This is a genomic window from Pedobacter sp. ASV1-7 (assembly GCF_040203335.1).
GTDB lineage: Bacteria > Bacteroidota > Bacteroidia > Sphingobacteriales > Sphingobacteriaceae > Pedobacter.
In genome coordinates this window covers 225,185-247,446 of sequence record NZ_JBEHBV010000008.1, presented here as the reverse complement: position 1 = coordinate 247,446, position 22,262 = coordinate 225,185, and the positions used below count along the sequence as shown (strand labels likewise).

General features: G+C 36.3%; 16 protein-coding genes, 1 pseudogene and 2 riboswitches. Of the genes and pseudogenes, 6 read left to right on the top strand and 11 right to left on the bottom strand.

Annotated elements, in window-relative coordinates; all coding sequences use genetic code 11:
- Positions 1–32: 32 nt before the first annotated feature.
- The 3 genes from ABDJ41_RS18355 to ABDJ41_RS18345 form a co-directional block, all read right to left on the bottom strand.
- Complete coding sequence (locus ABDJ41_RS18355) at positions 33–1,178, bottom strand: YncE family protein (protein WP_349787542.1); 1,146 nt, start codon at positions 1,176–1,178, stop codon at positions 33–35.
- Complete coding sequence (locus tag ABDJ41_RS18350; protein ID WP_349787541.1) at positions 1,178–3,256, bottom strand: TonB-dependent receptor plug domain-containing protein; 2,079 nt, start codon at positions 3,254–3,256, stop codon at positions 1,178–1,180. The genes ABDJ41_RS18355 and ABDJ41_RS18350 overlap by 1 nt, the downstream gene beginning before the upstream one ends.
- A gap of 97 nt (positions 3,257–3,353) precedes the next feature.
- A riboswitch (cobalamin riboswitch) is annotated at positions 3,354–3,560 on the bottom strand.
- 113 nt (positions 3,561–3,673) lie between these two features.
- Positions 3,674–5,536, bottom strand: coding sequence for a TonB-dependent receptor plug domain-containing protein (locus tag ABDJ41_RS18345; RefSeq protein WP_349787540.1), 1,863 nt, complete (start codon positions 5,534–5,536; stop codon positions 3,674–3,676).
- Between the two features lie 108 nt (positions 5,537–5,644).
- Positions 5,645–5,850, bottom strand: a riboswitch (cobalamin riboswitch).
- A 78-nt stretch (positions 5,851–5,928) separates the two neighbouring features.
- Here ABDJ41_RS18345 and ABDJ41_RS18340 point away from each other — a divergent pair.
- Positions 5,929–7,143, top strand: coding sequence for a serine hydrolase (locus ABDJ41_RS18340; RefSeq protein WP_349787539.1), 1,215 nt, complete (start codon positions 5,929–5,931; stop codon positions 7,141–7,143).
- Positions 7,144–7,151: 8 nt separating this feature from the next.
- On the opposite strand, the pseudogene ABDJ41_RS18335 reads toward ABDJ41_RS18340, so the two are convergent.
- Positions 7,152–7,513: pseudogene (locus tag ABDJ41_RS18335) on the bottom strand (polyphosphate kinase 2 family protein).
- A gap of 281 nt (positions 7,514–7,794) precedes the next feature.
- Here ABDJ41_RS18335 and ABDJ41_RS18330 point away from each other — a divergent pair.
- Both ABDJ41_RS18330 and ABDJ41_RS18325 read left to right on the top strand, forming a co-directional pair.
- Positions 7,795–10,242, top strand: a complete 2,448-nt coding sequence (locus ABDJ41_RS18330) for a penicillin-binding protein 1A (protein ID WP_349787538.1) — start codon at positions 7,795–7,797, stop codon at positions 10,240–10,242.
- Between the two features lie 116 nt (positions 10,243–10,358).
- Complete coding sequence (locus tag ABDJ41_RS18325; protein WP_349787537.1) at positions 10,359–13,547, top strand: basic secretory protein-like protein; 3,189 nt, start codon at positions 10,359–10,361, stop codon at positions 13,545–13,547.
- A 199-nt stretch (positions 13,548–13,746) separates the two neighbouring features.
- Here ABDJ41_RS18325 and ABDJ41_RS18320 read toward each other — a convergent pair whose 3' ends face one another.
- Positions 13,747–14,097 carry a GIY-YIG nuclease family protein gene (locus tag ABDJ41_RS18320; protein ID WP_349787536.1) on the bottom strand — a complete coding sequence of 117 codons (351 nt, stop codon included), beginning with the start codon at positions 14,095–14,097 and terminating at the stop codon, positions 13,747–13,749.
- Between the two features lie 135 nt (positions 14,098–14,232).
- On the opposite strand from ABDJ41_RS18320, the gene ABDJ41_RS18315 reads away from it, so the two are divergent.
- The 3 genes from ABDJ41_RS18315 to bioD all read left to right on the top strand — a co-directional run bounded on the left by ABDJ41_RS18315 (position 14,233) and on the right by bioD (position 16,855).
- A complete protein-coding gene (locus tag ABDJ41_RS18315) occupies positions 14,233–15,009 on the top strand; it encodes an XRE family transcriptional regulator (protein WP_349787535.1) in 777 nt (258 codons plus the stop codon).
- 113 nt (positions 15,010–15,122) lie between these two features.
- Positions 15,123–16,250: an aminotransferase class I/II-fold pyridoxal phosphate-dependent enzyme gene (locus ABDJ41_RS18310; protein ID WP_349787534.1), complete on the top strand. Its 1,128-nt coding sequence runs from the start codon at positions 15,123–15,125 to the stop codon at positions 16,248–16,250.
- Positions 16,247–16,855 (top strand): dethiobiotin synthase, encoded by a 609-nt coding sequence (bioD, locus tag ABDJ41_RS18305; RefSeq protein ID WP_349787533.1) that lies wholly within the window; start codon positions 16,247–16,249, stop codon positions 16,853–16,855. The genes ABDJ41_RS18310 and bioD overlap by 4 nt, the downstream gene beginning before the upstream one ends.
- Before the next feature lie 90 nt (positions 16,856–16,945).
- Here the strand turns inward: bioD and rplT are convergent, their stop codons facing one another.
- From rplT to ABDJ41_RS18275, 6 genes are all read right to left on the bottom strand, one after another.
- Positions 16,946–17,290 carry a 50S ribosomal protein L20 gene (rplT, locus tag ABDJ41_RS18300; RefSeq protein WP_349787532.1) on the bottom strand — a complete coding sequence of 115 codons (345 nt, stop codon included), beginning with the start codon at positions 17,288–17,290 and terminating at the stop codon, positions 16,946–16,948.
- A 74-nt stretch (positions 17,291–17,364) separates the two neighbouring features.
- Positions 17,365–17,565 carry a 50S ribosomal protein L35 gene (rpmI, locus tag ABDJ41_RS18295; protein WP_349787531.1) on the bottom strand — a complete coding sequence of 67 codons (201 nt, stop codon included), beginning with the start codon at positions 17,563–17,565 and terminating at the stop codon, positions 17,365–17,367.
- Positions 17,566–17,591: 26 nt separating this feature from the next.
- Positions 17,592–18,161 (bottom strand): translation initiation factor IF-3, encoded by a 570-nt coding sequence (gene infC / locus ABDJ41_RS18290; protein WP_316815014.1) that lies wholly within the window; start codon positions 18,159–18,161, stop codon positions 17,592–17,594.
- 13 nt (positions 18,162–18,174) lie between these two features.
- The gene (thrS, locus tag ABDJ41_RS18285) at positions 18,175–20,100 is read right to left on the bottom strand and encodes a threonine--tRNA ligase (protein ID WP_349787530.1); all 1,926 of its coding nucleotides are present in this window, start codon (positions 20,098–20,100) and stop codon (positions 18,175–18,177) included.
- 80 nt (positions 20,101–20,180) lie between these two features.
- The gene (locus tag ABDJ41_RS18280) at positions 20,181–20,918 is read right to left on the bottom strand and encodes a (Fe-S)-binding protein (protein ID WP_349787529.1); all 738 of its coding nucleotides are present in this window, start codon (positions 20,916–20,918) and stop codon (positions 20,181–20,183) included.
- Positions 20,919–20,945: 27 nt separating this feature from the next.
- Positions 20,946–22,256: an MFS transporter gene (locus tag ABDJ41_RS18275; protein ID WP_349787528.1), complete on the bottom strand. Its 1,311-nt coding sequence runs from the start codon at positions 22,254–22,256 to the stop codon at positions 20,946–20,948.
- Between the last annotated feature and the right edge of the window lie 6 nt (positions 22,257–22,262).

Genomic DNA, 22,262 nt, shown 5'->3' with positions numbered 1-22,262 from the left:
TTATATTTTTTTTTAAAATATATCAGGGAATTCTACTCGTAAACAAACACCAGCTTATTAGGTATATCTCCGGTCTGAACTGACCACTTCTTTTTTCCAGTAATTTTATCGAAGCAATACAATGTTCCTGGCGAAACATAATCCTTCGCATCTGTAACATATAGGTCCTTGGTAATCGGATTAACAGCAATACCATAAGGGATCATTATACTTCCCTCAGTTCCATCAGTTATAAACTTTTGGTCTGTCAGCACTTCATCTTTTATATTCAAAACACCGTAATTAATTACGTTTTCGCCGGTTATATAACTAAACTCAGTATTGTAGTAATAAGCATGATCCTCATCTATAACCAGGTTACTTACACCAATGTCAAATTTCTTTTTAATGGTTTCAGTCTTGGTGTCAATTACAAAAAGTTTGGATGGAATATCATAGTAATCACCCCTGGAGGTTACATACAGATCACCGTATTGATCAGCTTTGAGTCGATGAAGATTTACAGCTACATCAATATTCTTTACCACCTGAAAAGTATTCAAATTGATTACTGAAACTGTTCTTTCATAGTTAGGTGGACTATAGCCACCTGAATTGGCAACGTATAATTTTTCACCAACAATAGCCATTTCTTCTGGCTGTCTACCTACCGATACCCTTTGCACTTCCTGCAATGTGGTCGTATCTATCCTTACCACTACCCCATTAGGAGCCTTTGGATCTCCAACCTCTCCTAAATAAGCACTTACATAAGCACTGCCTTTATAGAAAGTAATGTAACGACAATTGATCACATCAATTTGCTTGATCTTTTTACCTGTTTTAACATCCAGCACCTCTACTTTATTGGATATATTGACTACTACGTACAACTTGGAACCATATATAGCCATATCATTCCCCACATCTCCAAGACCTTTTACAACTTCAGGATTAGCCTGACCATAAATATTTCTACTATATAAACCTGAATTGAAGTCAAAATAATCCAACGAAGCTTTGTTCATATTCATGTTTCCTTCATTGAGCAGATAAAAGCCTTTCAATTCAGAAGATGGCTCCGGAACAACAGTTTCGTTGTCATCCTTTACTGGTTCTAAATCCTTTCTGCAAGCGCTAAAAATTAGCGTACAAAGTAGGATAGTACTTAAAAAATGTATCTTTTTATATTTCATCATTAATAAGAATAGGATAAGGTTAAACGATATGAGCGTCCAGGCATGGGGAAATTGGTAATGACTGCATAAGTCTGATTTAGCAGGTTATTTATTTCGACCAGAAACCGGATGTTTTTTTGATTTATTGCTTTATGATATTGAAAAGCAACATCGTGAGTATACCAGGGCTGAACATAATTAACAGCGATATTTGCACTCTGGTCATAGCGTTCCCCTGTGTAGATATAACTGTAATTAAAACCAATGTTTTTATAATCCAACCCAGCTATTACAGAGCCACTATGAACTGGTGTATAAGGAATCTGATGCTTATAGTTTAAATTCACATTACTTACATTAAGTGCCTGCTGATAAGTATAGGTAAATCCTGCATTTGCCTTTAATAATGATGTAATTTCCCAGGCTGATTGCGCATTTACATCTAATCCTTTTATCTCTACACGTCCTAAATTTTGCATGCTCCATCTAAACAGATTAGCCCCTGGAACAGCAACAATCTTATCCTTTACTATATTATAATAAGCATCAGATTGTATACTGATTTGGTTTAACCATTTACCCTCAAACTGCCTGATATAAGTAAAACCAAGATCATATTGTCGGGTATATTCTGGTTTAAGAAAAGTATTACCAATAAACGTATAATACAGATCGTTAAAAGTTGGCATCCTGAAGATATGCTTATAAAATGTACGTAAGCGGAACTCTTTAGAACTGAAAGGCTGCCAGGAAGCCATTATTGTTGGTGTAAGTTCATTTTTATCTCCTGCAGAATAATATTGTTTAACCTCGTCATTAACTAAAGTTCCAAGTAGATTGGCCTGAATGTTTAATCTGTTTAAGTGGATTTCTGTCGCCAATGCAAGCAATACAGTTTGCCTTGTGGGATATGGGAAACGATATAGATTGGCATCTAAAATATTACGCTGGTAATCAGCAGACAATACAACATCCCATAAAGAATTAATTTTATATCGGTTAGAAAGGGTTAAATACCATTCCTGCTGCTTATAAATATTATTAGTTAATCCATCATCTTTAACAAGATTTGGATCCAGATACCTGGAATAATCATTGGCATACTTTACAGATGCCATAAGGTTATACTTACCGGTTTCTTTTTTATAATTTCCTTGTACAAAAAAACTCCTATTCCATAAGCGTTGAGTGAAGTCGTATACGTTGTTCACTATAGCCCCAGGTAGTCCCTGCTCATCAGTATAGAAATAAATCTTGGCACTCCACATGCTGCTATCAGCCAGCTTGCCATAAAGACCGCCTTCGAGTCTCATAGTCTCTATGTCGGCATTCTTTCTAACCATACTCGTGTCATAAGTACCATTGCTATCATGGAACTTATATCTGCCATGTGCATTTTTATATTCTGTACTTATCGAAGTATATACCCGATCGTTAATTTTCTTTTGCCAGCGAACAGATGGGTTAACTAAACCAAATGAACCCGTTTTAAATGTGGCAGTTAAATGGTCCGATTGTCCCTGTTCAAAAACAGGCTGTTTGGCATTTAAATAAAGTGCACTTCCAGAGGAAAAGCCTTTGGCCGACTGAAAAACAGAGCTTTTCTGCCCATTGTATAATTCTATTTCTTCGATGTTGTCTAAAGAAAACTTTCCAAGATCCACTTGCCCGTTCTGCGCATTACCGAGCTGCACACCATCATAAAATACAGCAGTATGATTTGTACCCATACTGCGTACGTTAATCGTTTTTAAGCCTCCTATACCCCCGTAATCTTTTAATTGCACGCCAGAAAAGAAACGAACGGCATCAGCAACAGATAAACTGTTTAATCGTTCGAGCTCTGCCCCTGAAAGGATTTGTAAAGGTGTAGAAGATGTTTGGCGACGAGTGATCTTGACGCTATTGATCTGAACTTCATTGAGCTGATTTACTTTATTTAAAGAATCTGCCTTAAACTTAGTCGGTATACCCCGTTTAACCGAATCAGCAACCTGCCCAAATGAATTTAAGGGCACAAAAATACTTGACCATATCGCCAAAGCGAAAGCCAATAAATAATAATTAACGTCTTTATAGACGAGTTTATTCTTTATCATTTTGATGTGAGTGTTACCCACAGCAAACAGTTTTAGATCAAGGAAATGAAATACAATAATTAAGCACTCACTCCTAGCTTCAATCCCCGAAAGCTATGAAATCATAATGCGAATGGCAGGTCTTCTGACTTACTCCCGGTATCCTGCCTTCCCCTTCATGGCCCTTTGAGGTTGAAAAGTGGCACGGATTTGAATACCGTTTTTAATAGAGCTTACAGCTGCGGGACAGTTACGGAATTACACCGTATTCCCTTTTAATCCAGACAGCACAATACTATCAGGAACCAAAAGCGTTGCAAAGGTACCCATTAATTAGATACCGAAAAACATTTTAAACAAAATAGGCTGTATCATAATAATACAGCCTATTTATATATCACACAATTCTGATTATATCAGCATATTGCGATTCTTCATTTATTTAATTGTAAAGCTAAGTCCTGCATTCATATTGAATCCCATACTATTATATCCGTATATCTCCGTATACTTCTCATTCAATACGTTCTTAAGATCTGCAAATAATCTCAATTGCTTTTTAATAAGTGTATACTCAGCATATACCCCCAATAACTTATAAGCATCAAGATTAACTACATTACCTGTATCATAATCGGCATCATAGCTCTTTGAATTGTATTTGAAATTAGTGCTGATAAATAGATCCTTTGTAGCCTGTACACCTACATTTATAGCATAAATATTTTTCGGTCTGCGGAATAAATAATCCAGAACAGTACTGGTCAGATAAGTATATTCATTACCCTCTACATACGCCACATATCCTCTTACATTCACAATACCAAGTTGTGCTGCAGGTTCAATTTCAAAGCCTTTAACCTTTTGCTTTAGCTGATTGATATATCCATTACCCGCATAAACAATTGCATTGGTCAGGTCCCGTTTAAAACCTGAAACACGAAGTGTATATTTCTGATCAGCCAGGTTCAAATTAACACCCGCTTCGTAATTCTTCGATTCTTCCGGAACGAGATTTAAGTTTCCTCCATAAGGTGTAAACAGATAATCTAAATTAGGTGCTTTAAACGCTGTTGAAATGGTTCCAAAAATCTTCACTTCTTTTACAACATTGATAGATGGTGTAATGTTATAAGTATAATTTTCTCCAAATGCTTTTGCTTTATTATAACGTCCTCCTACTTCCAGGTTAAAAATACTTAAATCATGTGCAAAGATGGATGCATAAGTACTGAACTGATTGGTAGAAGCAACTAAACTTGTACTTAATCTTGTAGCTCTGTTATCCAGCCCCACCAACACATCTAATTTTGAACCTATTTTCTGATTATAAAATAAGTCTACCAGATGCATTTTTCCTTCTGAAAAAGGGACATAACCTGTAGGATCGGCTAATTGTGAATTCTCATAACTATAATTAAAGTTGATTTTACCAGTACCAAAATCGTATTTAGTATTTATGCCGCTGTTAAAATGCTTTAACTTAACATAGCTTGTCGGATTGTCTTTAAAAACACCCTGATCTGTATCATAATTCCCATAAAAATAACGTATAAAAGGACTTATGCTCAATTGATCTGTAGCTTTAAGAGAGAAATTCGCATTCACAGCCGATGTTTTATTCCCGTCTTTATCAAAAACATCAGTGTTACCTACCGGATTTGCAGCATCAGAAATCCCATCAGTCTTAGTTTGGGTATAGCCAATATTGTACGAAAAATCATTACTATGATAGTTCATCCCCAAAGTTCCTTTATAGGTATTATATGTCCCATAACTACCTACTCCATATACACTGTTTCCTGCTTGTGATCCTTTTTTTGTAATGATATTTACAACCCCGGCAACAGCATCCGAACCATAAATTGTAGATTGGCCTCCTTTAAGTATTTCTATACGATCAATCTGATCAATAGAAAATGCACGTAAATCAAAAGTAGCACCAATGCTAGCTGGGTTGTTCATTGGAATTCCATCAATTAAAATCACAGCATAGCCGCTACCTGCTCCACGCATAAAGAGACTTTTATTGGAGCCTGAATTAAGAGTTCCACCTCCTATTACAATTCCAGCCTGTTCATTTAACAGATCTGTAAGGTTTCTACCATGACTACGATCTAATACTTCGCGACCGATAATTGTAACTACCTTTCCGGTTTGTGATTGTTTCTGATCATTTTTTGTTGCAAAAATAACCACATCGTTCAGGTCAACAACTTCCTGAGCACGCAATGTACCAGTAGATCCAAGCTGGATAAAGCCGGCACTCATTGCAATTAATAATTTGTTACTAAGTTTCATTTTTAATAATGTTTTGTTTGTGAGATTTTCCCCACAGCAAACAGAAAGATTCAGGAAATGAAATATGATAAATCAGTATTCACTCCTAGCTTCAATCCCCGAAAGCTATGAAATATAAAACTTATGGCAGGTCTTCTGACTTACTCCCGGAATCCAGCCTTCCCATTCCCGACCTTTAAAGGCTTGAAAAAGTGGCGCGTGATTTGAACACCGTTACAGAGCTTACAGCTGCGGGACAGTTACGGAATTACACCGTATTCCCTTTTAATTCAACCAGAATAACCCTGGCGGAAACCAAAAGCGATGCGAATGTACTCAATTATCTATTGATCAGCAACAAGGGTATTTCTTATATTCTATTAATACCTATATTTATATATAATCACACCAAGATGAATAAAATAATTTCCACATTATTCATGCTCATCAGCAGCACTGTTATGGCTCAAAAAACCGACACTATATTTATAAAGACATTAATGCAACAGCATCCAGACCTATTTTCTGGCATATTAAACCATCCTCAGAAAAATCAGATACAGGTATTGTATACACAGGTCATTAAAAAAAAGGAAAACGGCCCAAAGTTTAAAACTTATAGTTATAACTTAGATAACCACAGATATTTTTATCCGGCAAGCACCGTAAAACTAGCAGCAGTAATATTTGCACTCGAAAAAATAAATGAGCTTAAAATAAATGGATTAACGGCTAAAAGTATCATGATTACAGATAGTGTCTGGAAAGGTCAAACCAGGGTTGATAAAGATATCTCTTCAGAAAATGGTTTACCATCAATTGAACATTACATCAAAAAAATACTTTTAACAAGTGATAATGACGCCTTTAACCGGCTATTTGAGTTTATTGGTCGTGCGGAGATCAACAAAAAACTAAACAAATATGGACTAAATGACAGTCGCATTTTAAACAGACTGGCAATTGGTCATTCTGGTGAATCTGCGAAACACACCAACCCTGTAAAATTTTACACTGCAAATAAACTAGTATACCAACAAGAAGCTCAATACGATCCCAAAGAATATCCGTTAGAGCTAACTAATACAATAATGGGAAAAGGTTATTTAGACAGCGCAGAAAAACTTGTTTCTAAACCTTTTAATCTATCCAATAAAAATGCTTTTAGTATTTCTGATCAGCAGTCTATGATGATCAGACTCATTTATCCGAAATCCTTCCCTCTTGCTCAACGCTTTCAACTAACTCCTGAAGATTATCAACTCATATATAAATACATGAGTAAACTACCAACTGAAAGTGATTATCCATCCTATAACCCAAGGGAGTTCTGGCCTACTTACGCCAAGATGCTGTATTATGGTAAGGAGAAAAATGCTGTATTAAACCCTGATTTAAAAATATTCAATAAGTATGGAGATTCTTATGGTTTCATTATAGACAATGCTTATTTCAAAGACGACAAGAACAATATCGAATTCTTCTTAACAGCTGTTGTACAATCCAATGAGGATGGCATCTATAACGATGGTATATATGAATACGAAACCGTCTGTTATCCTTTTATGAAAAACATAGGAAAATTGATTTACAATTATGAGCTACAAAGAAAACATAAAAACAAGTAATAAATCTTCTATTTTTCATCCAGCAATTGCTGCTTGATGTCATCTAGTTTTAATAATTCATTTTTAGGAAGCTCAGGGAACTTAAGGTTTAAACTTTTAAAAGTTTCTATCAGAATTTTACTGATTACCAATCGTGCATACCATTTTTTATCTGCAGGAATAATATACCAAGGAGCTGCTGTAGAAGTTTCTGTCATAGCTTCTTCGTATGCTTTCATATAATCATTCCATAAACCACGTTCTGCTATATCGCCAGATGAAAACTTCCAGTTTTTTGAAGGGTCTTCAATTCTATCCAGAAAACGTTGTTTTTGTTCCTTTTAGAAACATGCAGAAATATTTTCACAATAACTGTTCCATTATCACTGATGTGCTTATCAAAATTCCGGATACTTTCATACCTTCTTCTCCAAAAATCTTTATCTACTTTTTTTACATCCTGATCCCCGGGAATCTTTTCACTTAATACGTATTTTCCAGCGAAACCTTTTTACCAGCTTCAACTAAATATTGTTTGATCTCATTTTCCAATTTTAATCCTTCAGCTTTAAATTTAGAATAAAATTCTATTGATTAAATATGTTAATTTTGCGTGGTAACTTTAACACTATTTAACACAAACTGTTTTACGTTTTTTTCATCTTTACTCCCATGTTTAAAGAAATTCGCAATAAGTACATCCGTTATCCAAGCATATTCCTTTTTTGTATCATCATCTTCTTTTGTGCACTGCAACTCAATTTCTTATGGCTATTTGGGTACTCACCATCCTATGAAGATATTAAAACACCTACACTTCGTGTCGGTTCAGAATTATACACCTCCGACGGTAAGTTAATAGGTCGCTATTACAAAGAGAACCGTACACCGGTAACTTTTAAGGAAATATCACCAAGTATCATTAATGCTTTAATTGCTACAGAAGATGTACGTTTCTATAAACATATGGGAATCGATTTTCGTTCCCTCCTTTCCAGCGGAATCTCTACTGCAACGGGCGACAAACGAGGAGCAAGTACCATTACGCAACAACTGGCAAAGAACCTTTACAGAACAAGATACAATAAATCACAGGGGGCTTTAAGTCGCATTCCTGTAGTCCGCACCCTTATTGCTAAACTTAAAGAATGGCTCACAGCAGTAAAATTAGAATCTAACTATTCTAAAAATGATATCATTACCATGTACTTGAATACGGTATCTTTTGGTAATAACACATATGGTATCAAAACAGCATCACGCATTTATTTTGATAAAGAAGCCAATCAACTTGATGTACCTGAAGCAGCCCTTTTGGTGGGTATGCTAAAAGGAACAACAACGTACAATCCTATTAAAAACCCTCAAAAAGCATTGGAACGTCGTAACGTGGCCCTTGCGCAAATGAATAAGTACAATTACATTTCAACTGCCGAATTAAACACCTATAAAAGCACACCGATAAAACTTAAAGAAGGAAGAGTTGATGATGGTAGTGACGGTGATTCTTACTTAAGAGCAGCAGTAGATAAATACCTGGAAAAATGGTGTAAAGACAACAATTACGACTTATACGAAGACGGGTTAAAAATATATACAACCATTGATTCTAAACTTCAGCAATATGCTGAAGAAGCTGTAGCTGAACAAATGAAAACTATCCAGAGGAGATTTTATAGTGTTTGGGGAAATGAAGATCCATGGGAAGATTCTGAAGGTAAAAAAGTGGATTATCCAGATCGCGCTATGCGTAGCCTTCCTATTTATAAAATACTGGAAAAGAAATACCCCAACAATCCTGACTCTATAACATCCTGGTTCAATAAAAAGAAAAAGATGAGAATCTTTACCTGGAAAGGTGATCGTGATACACTTTTTTCTACCATGGACTCTATCCGTTATTACGGAAAAATGATGAATACAGGAATGATGACGCTTGATCCTTTTAACGGTAAAATAAAAGTCTGGGTAGGTGGATTAGATCATAAATACTTTAAATATGACCATGTAAATCAGTCAAAAAGACAAGCTGGCTCTACATTTAAACCTTTTGCATATCTGGCTGCACTCGAAAGCGGTTTAGGCCCATGTGATAAATTCACGGATAAACCAGTTAGAATAGCCTATCAGGAAAAAGGAAAAACAGAATACTGGGAGCCTAAAAATGCAAGCTGGAGCAATTCCTATAGTGAAATGTCGCTCCGTTTAGCTATGGCAAGATCTGTAAATACCATTACCGCACAGATCACAGAAAAAGTTGGCTGGGATAATGTGGTAAAGTGGGCTCATGAATGTGGTATAGACAGCCATTTAGAATCTGTACCTTCCGTTAGTTTAGGCCCAAATGATGTTACTGTTTTTGAAATGGTTAGAGCTTATGGAACTTTCTTAAATGGAGGTCTAAAAACAGATCCGATCCTTGTTGAAAAGATCACTGATCTTGATGGAAACCTTATTGAAGAATTTACAGCCAAAACAAAAAGAGTGTTATCTGAAGAAATGTCATGGCTAATGCTTTATATGCTAAGAGGTGGTATGGAAGAACCTGGGGGGACATCTCAAGCCTTATGGGAATGGGACCTTTGGAAAAAAGGAAACCAGATTGGTGGTAAAACGGGAACATCAAGCGATTATGTTGATGCATGGTATATGGGTGTAACCAAAGATTTAGTAACTGGTATTTGGGTAGGCTGCGATGAACGTACTGCACACTTTAAAAATGGAGAAACAGGTGAAGGCTCAAGAACGGCATTACCTATTTTCGGTAAGTTTATGGAAAAGGTCTACAAAGACCCATCTACAGGTTATACTATGGGTCCTTTCCCTAAAGCCAAAGTTAAAATCACTAAGGATCTCAATTGTCCTACACCAAGATATGTGCCAGATACAACCTCAAATGATAGTCTGGAAGTAGACTCCACAAATTTTGAAATTCCGATTGTTGAACCAACTCAGCCTGCTCAAAATGCTCCTGTAGTTCAAAAATCTGAGGATAAGAAAACTCCTGAACAAGTAAAACAACCTGTTGCTGAAGTTCCGCTTACAAAAAAACAAGAAAGAGAACTCAGAAGAAAACAACGTCAGGAAGAAAAAGAAAAGAAGAAAAACAATAACGAGTAATCTTTTTTATAGCAGCATTATGCATAATTAGATCCATATTTAATACAATTAGGATGTAATCGTATGTATTGCTATTTTTTGTAAATTTAAACTGTAACTCTTGAAATATAAGCCATATGAATAAATGCTATACTTTCCTCAGAAGATCAATACTTATCTTTTTTCTTCTCATCGTATCTACACTTGCTATAAAGGCCCAATATTTTGGACAAAACAAAGTGCGCTACAACAATGAGAAGTTTAAGGTTCTGCAAACTCCACACTTTGAAATTTACTATTATCTACAGAATGAAAAGCTTATATCAAAATTTGCTGAAGATGCAGAAACCTGGTATAAAATGCATCAGGAAATCTTCAAGGCTACTTTCGAGAAAAAAAATCCAATTATCCTTTATAATAACCATCCGGATTTTCAACAAACAACTGCACTGCAAGGTGACATAGGCATTGGTACTGGTGGGGTTACAGAAGCATTTAAAAACAGGGTAATTATGCCTGTGATGGAATTGAATAATCAAACCCGTCACGTTCTGGGTCATGAGCTTGTTCATGCATTTCAATATCATTTGTTACTTGAAAAAGATTCCATCAGTCTTGAAAACATCAGTCAGATTCCTTTATGGATGATAGAAGGAATGGCAGAATACCTTTCTGTAGGAAAAAATGATGCTTTTACTTCTATGTGGATGCGTGATGCTCTTTTGAACAGGGATATCCCCTCTTTAAAAGACCTGACAAATTCTAACAAGTATTTTCCTTATCGTTATGGTCAAGCTTTCTGGACATTTGTAGGCTCTGTTTATGGGGATACCACTATCGTTCCTTTATTTAAAGCAACAGCTAAATACGGTTACGAAAATGGCTTAAGATATACTTTTGGGTATGACGACAGAGCCTTATCGGGCTTATGGAAAAATGCGATTGAGACCCATTATCGTCCGATGTTAAAGGCCGATAGCTCACAGATCAGGATTACAGGTACTAAAATCATAGATCATAAAAATGCAGGAAACATGAATGTGGCACCCGCAATCAGTCCAGATGGTAAATACCTCGCTTTCCTATCTGAAAAGGACCTTTTCGGGATAGATCTCTTCCTCGCAGATGCCAAAACAGGAAAAATCTTAAGAAAATTAAGTAGTCAGGTTTCTAATTCCCATATCGATGACTTTAACTTTCTTGAATCCGCAGGTACATGGTCGCCAGATAGTAAGCAATTTGCCTTTAGTATTTTCAGTAAAGGTAAAAACCAGCTCATGATCGTTAATGTTAATAATGGAAGTGTAGCGCTGCGTGCAGAAATGGGGAATGTAGCTCAGTTCGGGAACCTGTCCTGGTCTCCCAATGGAGACGACATTGCTTTCTCAGGCATGGTGCAAGGTCAAAGTGATATATTCTCTTATAATCTAAAGACCAGAAAAGTTACACAGATTACAAATGATACTTACTCTGATTACGCTCCTGCTTACTCTCAGGACGGAAAGAAAATTGCCTTCTCTTCAGACAGAGCTTCGATGCAGAGCACCAATAAAAAAGCGGTTCATCCTATCAACCTGACTATTTACGATACTGAAAGTAAGTCCTTAACAGACGTACCAGTATTTCCAGAAGCCAATAACCTTAACGCACAATTCTCTGGTGATAGTAAGAGGTTATTCTTCCTATCAAATAGAGATGGATTTAGAAACTTGTATGAATACACGCTAGCAGATAATACCGTAAAACAATTGACAGATTACTTTACCGGAATAAGTGGCATTACAGAGTTTTCTCCTGCGATTTCTGTATCAAGAAATGACGATATCGTATATAGCTACTATCGCTCGCAACGGTATACACTTTACAATGCACCTGCCAGTTCTTTCAAAGCTAAAACTGTTGATCCAACAGCGGTAAATTTTGATGCTGCGATCCTCCCTCCTATGGAGAGCCTGGGAGTAGACATTGTGAATGCCAACCTCAATAACTTTGAACGTTTTGAAAAAACCAAAGCTGAGGCTATGCAGCTTGTACGTTACAGGCCCCAATTTAAACTGGATTATCTGGCCAATAGCGGTGTGGGTGTATCAAGCAGTAGATTTGGAACAGGTGTTCAAGGTGGTATAGTAGGTATGTTTAGTGATATACTAGGACAAAATCAGATTGTAGCCAACTTATCTGTTAATGGTGAAATATATGATTTTGGTGGACTTGTAGGCTATATTAATCAACAAAGCAGGATTAACTGGGGAGCAGCCATATCTCATATTCCCTACATCACAGGTTTCAGAGAATTAGCTAAAGACCAACTTACAGACCGTGATGGTAACAAGATTGATGTTTGGGACGACAGAACCAACCTAATCAGAACCTTTGAAGATCAGGCACAGTTATTTGCAGCTTATCCTTTTAATAAGGTACATCGCTTTGAAGCAGGTGGAGCTTTTTCTCGTTATAGTTATAGGGCAGACCGCATCAGCAACTATTATCAATACGCAGATGGAATTATTGGCCCATATATTACTTCCGACAAGAAAAAAGTATCTATAGACGAAGTCACTTCACAATTCGGCACAAGATTAAAAAACTTCACTATCTTCCAAGCAAATGCAGCTTTTGTTGGCGATAACTCTATAAATGGCATTACCTCTCCTCTGGAAGGCTTTAGGTATCGCGTTGGAATGGAACAATATTTTGGAGATTATAAATTCTCCGCTGTTACTGTAGATTTAAGAAAGTACTGGCGTATTAAACCCATAACCATCGCAGCCAGAACTTACAACTATTTAAGATTAGGCAAAGAAGGCGAAAACCTTTATCCTTTATTTGTTGGTTATCCTTACTTTATCAGAGGCTACGAGGCTAATTCCATGTACAACAATAATAATAATGCTGGATATACCAATAGCTTTGATATCAACCAACTATCAGGAAGTAAAATGTCGGTGTTTAATCTGGAAATACGACTTCCATTTACCGGTCCTAAGAAACTATCAGCAATCCCTTCCAACCTACTATTTACTGATCTGAATTTGTTTTTTGATGCTGGTTTAGCATGGAATGAAAACTCTAAAGTTCGTTTCAAAGGACAACCAACATACGATCTTGACCCTTTGACTAATGACCAGGGGGAAATATTAAAGGATAAAAATGGTAACCCAATTTATACAAGAACACTAGAGCGTGTGCCAGCGTTGAGTGTAGGCATATCAGTGAGGGTAAACGTATTTGGAGCTTTTGTATTAGAACCTTATTATGCGATTCCTTTCCAACGCAGAGATTTACAATTGGGTACTTTTGGATTAACTTTCGCGCCAGGCTGGTAAGTTTTCTCAGGAGATATAATCCTGCCCTGGCTACAGGATGAAGGTACACTTATTATTAAATGTACCTTCATCCATTTAAAAGCGTCCATAACGAATGTGTTAATGATTTGAGAGCGCTAATACACAAAGTACTAAACTAAAAATTGAGAACGTTAAGCTAACTTCGAGTGCGTTAACATAAAATTCTTACCCCCTATATTTAAGAAAGAATATTAAATGCCAGGTTAACCTGATTGATCATTTTCTTTCCTGAAGTAATGTGCTCAAAATCCAAACCTATCGTAAGATCTACCCAATCAGGGTTACAAGACCTTACCAAACGTTCCTTTTGCATCCTTGTAAATCTACTAACCAGTTTAAAGCGACTTAATGCCTGAGCCTCTGTTTTAAACTCTTCAAAATAAACCAGCCTGGTTAACTGCTGACTGCTATCAAAGAATAAACAAGGCATTTGCTTATAGAAATCCAAAGTTTTAATTAGGTCTGAACTCATTCCTACATGTAAACTTGCTCTGTTCCTGTCCGTTATCACGTATACAAATTTTTTCATAACATTAAGCTTAAATATTAATAAACTAAATTAGTTAGTAGACCTATTTGCTATTTGAATAAATATTACTAACTTTATTGGCACAATAATACTAACAATTTTAGTAAAAACAAATTTATTTTAACTTTTTATTTTATGTCAAACATTTCATCCAACCTTAAGTACTTAAGAAAGAAAAAAGGCCATACACAACAGCAATTCGCTGATGCTATGGGAATTAAAAGATCACTTATTGGGGCTTATGAAGAAGATCGGGCTGAGCCGAAATATGATTTGCTAAAAAAAATAGCAGAATACTTTGACTTAACAATAGATGAGTTTATTAACGAAAGTATAAATGAAGACTGGAAACCTAAGCCAAAAAGCCAGGGATCAAATCTTCGTATATTAAGTATATCAGTAGATAAAGATGATAATGAAAATATTGAAATGGTTCCTGTAAAGGCGAGCGCAGGATACTTAAATGGATTCTCAGACCCTCAGTACATTAAAGATCTTCCAAAATTCCAGTTACCTCTTCCCTTTTTAAAACAAGGAACTTTCAGAGCGTTTGAAATTGTAGGTGATTCAATGCTCCCTATACAACCAGGAAGTATCATTGTAGCAGAATACATGGATAACTGGAATGATGTTAAAACAGGTGAAACTTATATTATTATTAGTAGAAACGAAGGTGTAGTATACAAAAGAGCTGGAAACCGTTTTAAAGAAAATAAGGATTTAAAATTAATATCTGATAACAAGATCTATGACCCATATACCGTCCCAGCTGACGATATCCTGGAAATATGGAAAGCTAAAGCTTATATATCTACTGCATTACCTGATCCAACACCAGAGCCAACAATAGAAACACTAAGTTCGATGATGGCACAGATGCAAAAATCTATTTCGCAATTAAATAAGAATTAATGATGTAATTCGACATAATAAATCTGATGTTTTAATAAATAATTGAGCCCGTCTCACTGAATAATTCAGTTTGACGGGTATACTTTAAACTGCTTTGCATATTTTTGGAGACCATGAACAAAGCAGAAGAATTTATTCAAAGTAAGTTACAGCAAAGAGCTGAAAAGGGTATACTAAGAATGCTCTCTTCTAAACCACTTCAAATTGATTTCTCTTCTAATGATTACCTGGGATTTGCTCGTTCCTCTGAATTAAAAATAAATAGTGCAGCTAAATCGGCACAGATAACTGATTATAAGAATGGAGCAACTGGCTCACGGTTACTTAACGGAAACCACGCTTTTACTGAAGAAACGGAACAAGCAATTGCCAATTTCCATCAGGCAGAATCAGGCTTAATCTTTAATTCCGGATATGATGCCAATGTTGGTTTGATATCCAGTTTAGCACAACGTGGAGACACAATCATATCTGATGAACTCATACATGCCAGCCTGATTGATGGAGCCCGACTAAGTTATGCCAACCGATACACCTTTAAACATAATGACCTGAATGAACTGGAAGCTAAACTTAAAATTTCAAAAGGAAATGTTTATGTCCTTATAGAAAGCGTCTATTCTATGGATGGAGACCTTGCTCCTATTATGGAAATTTCAAAGCTTTGCAAGCAATATCAAGCCAACCTCATTGTTGATGAAGCCCATGCCCTGGGTATATTTGGAACACATGGCTCGGGAATAGTTCAAATGCTAGGACTTGAGCAAGATATTTTTGCCAGAATTCTAACATTTGGCAAAGCATTAGGTTCTCATGGCGCCATAATATTGGGTAGTAAAAACCTACGAAGTTATCTTATAAATTTTGCACGTTCTTTTGTATACACCACTGCTGCCCCTATTCATTCTATTGCCACAATATATTCAGCCTATCAAATGTTGATTCGAATGGATTATACCAAACAGATCGGTTCTAAGATTTCATTATATAAATCCTTATTAAAAGATACAGCTATCCCTACTATTGAAAGTACAAGTGCCATACAAACGGTTTTATATAACAATGCTAATGACGCAAAAATTGCTGCTCAAAAATTACAAAGTAAAGCATTAGATGTAAGGGCTATACTAAGCCCTACCGTTTCCGAAGGAAAAGAAAGATTGAGAATATGCCTTCACCTATTTAACAGCGATCAGGAAATTGAAATACTAGTTAATGAACTTAAAGACCTTAACACATGAATAATACTTATTTTATCACAGGAATTGGAACTGGAATTGGCAAAACAATTATCAGTTCCATACTTACCGAAAAATTAAAAGCCGACTATTGGAAGCCTATTCAGTCTGGAGATCTGGAGATTAGTGATAGCCTGTTTGTTAAACACCTGGTTAGCCCCAATACTATCATACATCCAGAAAGTTATCGCCTTAGTGAACCACTCTCTCCTCATTTGTCTGCAAGATTGGATGGTATTGAAATCTCCCTCGAATCAATAAAAAAACCAGAAACCGACAATAACTTAATTATAGAAGGTGCAGGAGGATTAATGGTCCCCTTAAACGACAAAGAATTGATCCTTGATCTAATCAAAAACCTGGGTGTTAAAGTGATTATTGTATCTCAGAATTATTTAGGCAGCATTAACCATACGCTATTAACAATAGAAATGCTAAAAATACATCAGATTGAAATAGCAGGTCTAATATTTAATGGGGTAAAAAATGAAGAAAGTGAGCAATATATAGAGAACTATAGTAAAGTAAAGGTATTAGGCAGAATTCCTAAAATGAGCATTCTTAATAACGAGACTATTAATAAAGCGGGTGCGTACATTACCTTGTAAAGGAAATTTCAAAATAAAATAAGCTCAGTTTAATAACATAAAAAAAGGGGAAGTCAAATGACTTCCCCTTTTTTATATGATCAGTTATATCTATTTTACTGTATCAATTACAGCTTTAAAAGCTTCTGGATGATTCATAGCTAAATCTGCTAAAACTTTACGGTTTAAACCGATGTTTTTGCTAGCTAATTTACCAATTAACTGAGAGTAAGATATACCGTGCTGACGTGCTCCAGCATTGATACGCTGAATCCACAATCCGCGGAATTCTCTTTTCTTAACTTTACGGTCACGGTAAGCATATTGCAAACCTTTTTCTACCGTATTTTTAGCAATGGTGAATACCTTGCTTCTTGATCCCCAATAACCTTTGGCTAAATTTAAGACCTTTTTCCTTCTTCTTCTCGAAGCTACTGCGTTTACCGAACGTGGCATGTTGTTGTTGTTTTTTGATAAACGGTGTTGCGTATTACAGCAAACTTACTACCGGGTACCTGGTTAAAAATTAATTATTTACCGATTGCAAGCATACGTTTAACGTTGCCCATGTCAGCGTCTGACACCATTGAAGTGTGTCCTAAGTTACGCTTACGTTTAGTCGACATCTTTGTTAAGATGTGGCTTTTGTAGGCATTCTTCCTTGCGATTTTACCTGTTCCAGTAAGCGTGAAACGCTTTTTAGCACTGGAATTGGTTTTCATTTTTGGCATAACCTGTGTTTATTTATGTAATTTATTTATTTCTTAGCAACTTTTGGAGCAAGCGTTAAAAACATACGCTTACCTTCTAATTTTGGTAACAGTTCAACTTTACCTATGTCTTCAAGAGCCTGAGCAAACTTAAGCAAAAGGATTTCTCCCTGCTCTTTATAAACGATTGCTCTACCTTTAAAGTGAACATAAGCTCTAACTTTCTCACCATTTTCCAAAAAGCTAATTGCATGTTTTAGCTTGAACTGAAAATCGTGATCATTAGTGTTAGGTCCGAAACGGATTTCCTTGATAACAGTTTGCTTAGCATTTGCTTTAATCTCTTTTTGCTTTTTCTTTTGCTCGTAAACAAACTTGCTGTAATCAATAATCCTACAAACGGGCGGTACTGCATTTGGAGAAATCTCTACCAGATCCAATTCCAACTCATCAGCTAGGGCCAAAGCTTTTGCCAAAGGATAGATCCCCGGTTCAACATTATCGCCAGCTAATCGCACCTCTTGTGCTCTGATATGCTGATTAATATTATGTTCTGCTTCTTTTTTCTTAAAAGGAGGACGTGGTCCCCTATTAAATCCTGGTCTGCCTAATGCCAAATTTGTATCTTATTTAAACTGTAATTTCTTTAATTAATAATTCACTAAACTCTTGCAGTGTCATTTCACCTAAATCTCCCTCACCATGTTTCCTTACCGATGCCTTACCTTCTGCCATTTCCTTTTCGCCGATAATCAACATATAAGGGATCTTCTTAACCTCTGCATCCCTGATTTTCCTTCCAATCTTTTCATCGCGAAAGTCAATCAGCCCGCGAATATCGGAATTATTTAGTTCTTCTGAAACTTTTTTTGCATATTCTTCATATTTTTCAGAGATCGGAAGAACAATAAATTGTTCAGGTGACAGCCACAATGGAAAATTACCTGCACAATGTTCTATCAAAACAGCAATAAAACGTTCCAATGAACCAAATGGAGCGCGGTGAATCATTACTGGTCTGTGCTTCAAGTTATCACTACCTGTGTATTCTAACTCAAAGCGCTCAGGTAAATTATAATCTACTTGAATAGTTCCTAACTGCCATTTTCTACCTAAAGCATCTTTAACCATGAAATCTAGCTTAGGACCATAAAAAGCTGCTTCACCATATTCCACAACTGTAGGTAATCCCTTTTCATCAGCAGCTTCAATAATAGCAGACTCTGCCAGGCGCCAGTTTTCATCACTACCGATGTACTTAGTTTTGTTTTCCGGGTCTCTTAAAGAAACCTGAGCTATATAATCATCAAAGCCTAATGATTTGAATACATATAATACCAGATCAATTACCTTCTTAAACTCCTCTTTTACCTGATCAGGCCTACAGAATAAGTGCGCATCATCCTGTGTAAACCCACGAACACGTGTCAAACCATGTAATTCACCACTCTGCTCATAACGGTATACAGTACCAAACTCTGCAAAACGCAAAGGAAGATCCTTGTATGAACGTGGTTTAACCTTGTAAATCTCACAATGGTGTGGGCAGTTCATCGGTTTTAAAAAGAACTCCTCTCCCTCTTGAGGTGTTCTAATAGGTTGAAAAGCATCCTTACCATATTTTTCATAATGACCGGATGTGATATATAAATTTTTATGGCCGATATGTGGTGTAACTACTTGCTCATAACCCGCCTTACTTTGTGCTTTAGTTAAAAACTGAACCAGACGTTCACGTAAAGCAGTACCTTTTGGTAACCATAACGGTAAACCCATGCCCACTTTTTCGGAAAAAGCAAATAGTTCCAATTCCTTACCTAATTTACGATGATCTCTTTTCTTAGCCTCTTCAATCATATGAAGATATTCAGTCAACTCACTTGCTTTCGGAAAAGTAACACCATAAATACGTGTTAATTGCTTCCTGGTTTCATCACCGCGCCAATAAGCACCGGCAACATTCATCAGTTTTACGGCTTTTACAAAACCCGTATTAGGGATATGTGGCCCGCGACAAAGATCTGTAAATTCACCTTGTGTATAGAAAGTAATCTTACCATCCTCTAAACCTTCTAAAAGGTCTAACTTATACTCATCACCCTTTTCTTCAAAATAGGCGATTGCATCTGCCTTAGAAACTGCTTTACGTTCAAAAACTTCTTTCTGTTTTGCCAATTCGATGATCTTAGCTTCAATAGCTTTAAAATCGTCTGAAGAGAACTCTCTGTCGCCAAAATCAACATCATAGTAAAAGCCTGTTTCAATAGCCGGACCAATACCAAACTTCGTTCCTGGATACAAAATCTCTAAAGCCTCAGCCATAATATGGGCGGAAGAATGCCAGAATGTAGCTTTACCAGCCTGATCATTCCAGGTCAACAATTTTACAGTAGCATCAGCCTCAATAGGTCTTGATGAATCCCAAACTTCGCCGTTTACCTCGGCAGCCAAAACATTACGGGCCAGCCCCTCTGAAATTGATAATGCGATTTGATGAGCAGTTGTGCCCTTTTCATACTGACGACTGGAGCCGTCAGGCAGTGTAATATTAATCATCTACAACTATGATTTAAAAATTAATAAAATATTTAATATCAATCACTTACAATGTGATCTTATTTCGATTACAAAGTTAATTAATATTCTGTACTTTCTAGCCAGCCAGTTGCTAAAACATCAGCTAAATGCATGGTTTTTAAAGGAATATTATTTTTATCGATATAACCTTGTATATGCATCAAACAAGATAGATCTGTTGAAATCATATATTCAGCGCCTTGCTCCAATGCATTATTTACTTTTTGCTCTGCCATAGCAGAAGAAATTGCATCGAATTTAACAGCAAAAGTACCACCAAATCCGCAGCACATATCAGTATCCTTCATCTCTACCATTTCCAGACCATGAACCTTCGACAATAATTGTCTGGGTTCCTCTTTGATCTTACATTCACGCAATCCGCTACATGAATCATGGTAAACGGCTTTCCCTTCTAATTCAGCACCAAAATAATCACGTTTCAATACATTGATAAGAAAATCGGAAAGTTCAAATATATTACTCTGTATATTCCTGCATTTATTATGCACTATCGTATTGGTAAACAAATCATTGAAACCACTTTTCACCATTCCCACACAGGAAGCTGATGGCGCTACAATATAATCCGTTTCCGAAAAGTCATTTAAAAACTTAGTACCAGTTTCCTTAGCCTGTTCCCAATATCCCGCATTATATGCCGGTTGTCCACAACAAGTCTGAGCTGAATTATAAAACACCTCGCAACCGCACTTTTCTAATAACTTAATGGTATTAAATGCTGTTTCCGGATACAATTGATCTACAAAACACGGCACAAATAATTCTATCTTCATCAGTATATAAAACGTTTTATATTATGTTTAGTCGATCGTCTTCCCAATTAATTTGCGTTCAACTCCCTTTAACATCAGCAAAAATACCAAACCTATGATAAAAAACGATGCTAAAGCAATAATTGAATTGCGCATACTACCTGTCATCTCTTCAATAAATGCAAAACTAAAAAGTCCAATCACAATCGCCATCTTCTCTGTAATATCATAAAAACTAAAAAAAGAGGCGTTATCTGGCGTATCAGTAGGCAAGCTCTTAGAATAAGTAGAACGGGATAAGGATTGAATACCTCCCATAATTAAGCCTACAATTGCTGCCAGGCCATAATATTGAGTTGCGGTTGTGACAAAATAAGCACAACCACAGGTAACAATCCAAATCACAACAACAACAATCAACACATTGATGTTCCCGATTTTTTTAGCAAATTTCGACATAATAATCGCGCCCAATATAGCTACCAATTGAATGATAAGGATGACTATAATCAGATTTTCTGTTCCCAGCTGCAATGTTTTTTCGCCGAAACCTGCCGCAGCTAACATAATGGTCTGCACTCCCATCGAGTAAAAAAAGAAAGCAATTAAATATACCTTTAAAAAAGGCATATGCTTTAATTGTGTCCATACTTTACCCAGTTCCGCAAATCCACTATTTATTACACGTTTATTAATTCTTTTAAAATTAGGACTTCCAGCAGGTAACTTCCTGAAAGGAATCTGTGCAAAACAGATCCACCATAAACCCACTAACAAGAACGACAACCTAGGTGGAAAAGAAGCATCAGTAATACCAAACCAATCCGGTTTCATTACAAATAAAAAACAAATCAATTGCAGCAATACACTTCCAACATAACCGTAAGCGAACCCTTTAGCGCTAACCCTATCCTGATGTTCTGGAGTAGCAATTTCCGGAAGATATGAGTTATTAAACATCACTCCTCCAACATAGCCCATCGCTGCCAAAGCAAAACAGATAATACCAAACTCCAGAGTTTTCAATTCAAAGAAGTATAAACCAATACAAGCTAAGCCGCCCATATAGGTGAAAAACTTCATGAATAATTTCTTATTACCCCTGTAATCTGCCATCGAAGACAGGATCGGCAATAAAATCACCATCAATAAGTAGGCAACAGAAAGTGTATAATTAGATAATGCTGTATTGGTAAATGTCCTGCCAAAAAAAGTAACCTGGTCGCCAAACTCTTCTGTCCTTGTAATAATCGTATAGTAAGCCGGAAAGATGGTCGAAGTGATAACTAAATTATAAGCTGAATTGGCCCAATCAAAGAAAGCCCAGGATCGGATAACCTTTTTATCGTTTTTTTCCATGTATTA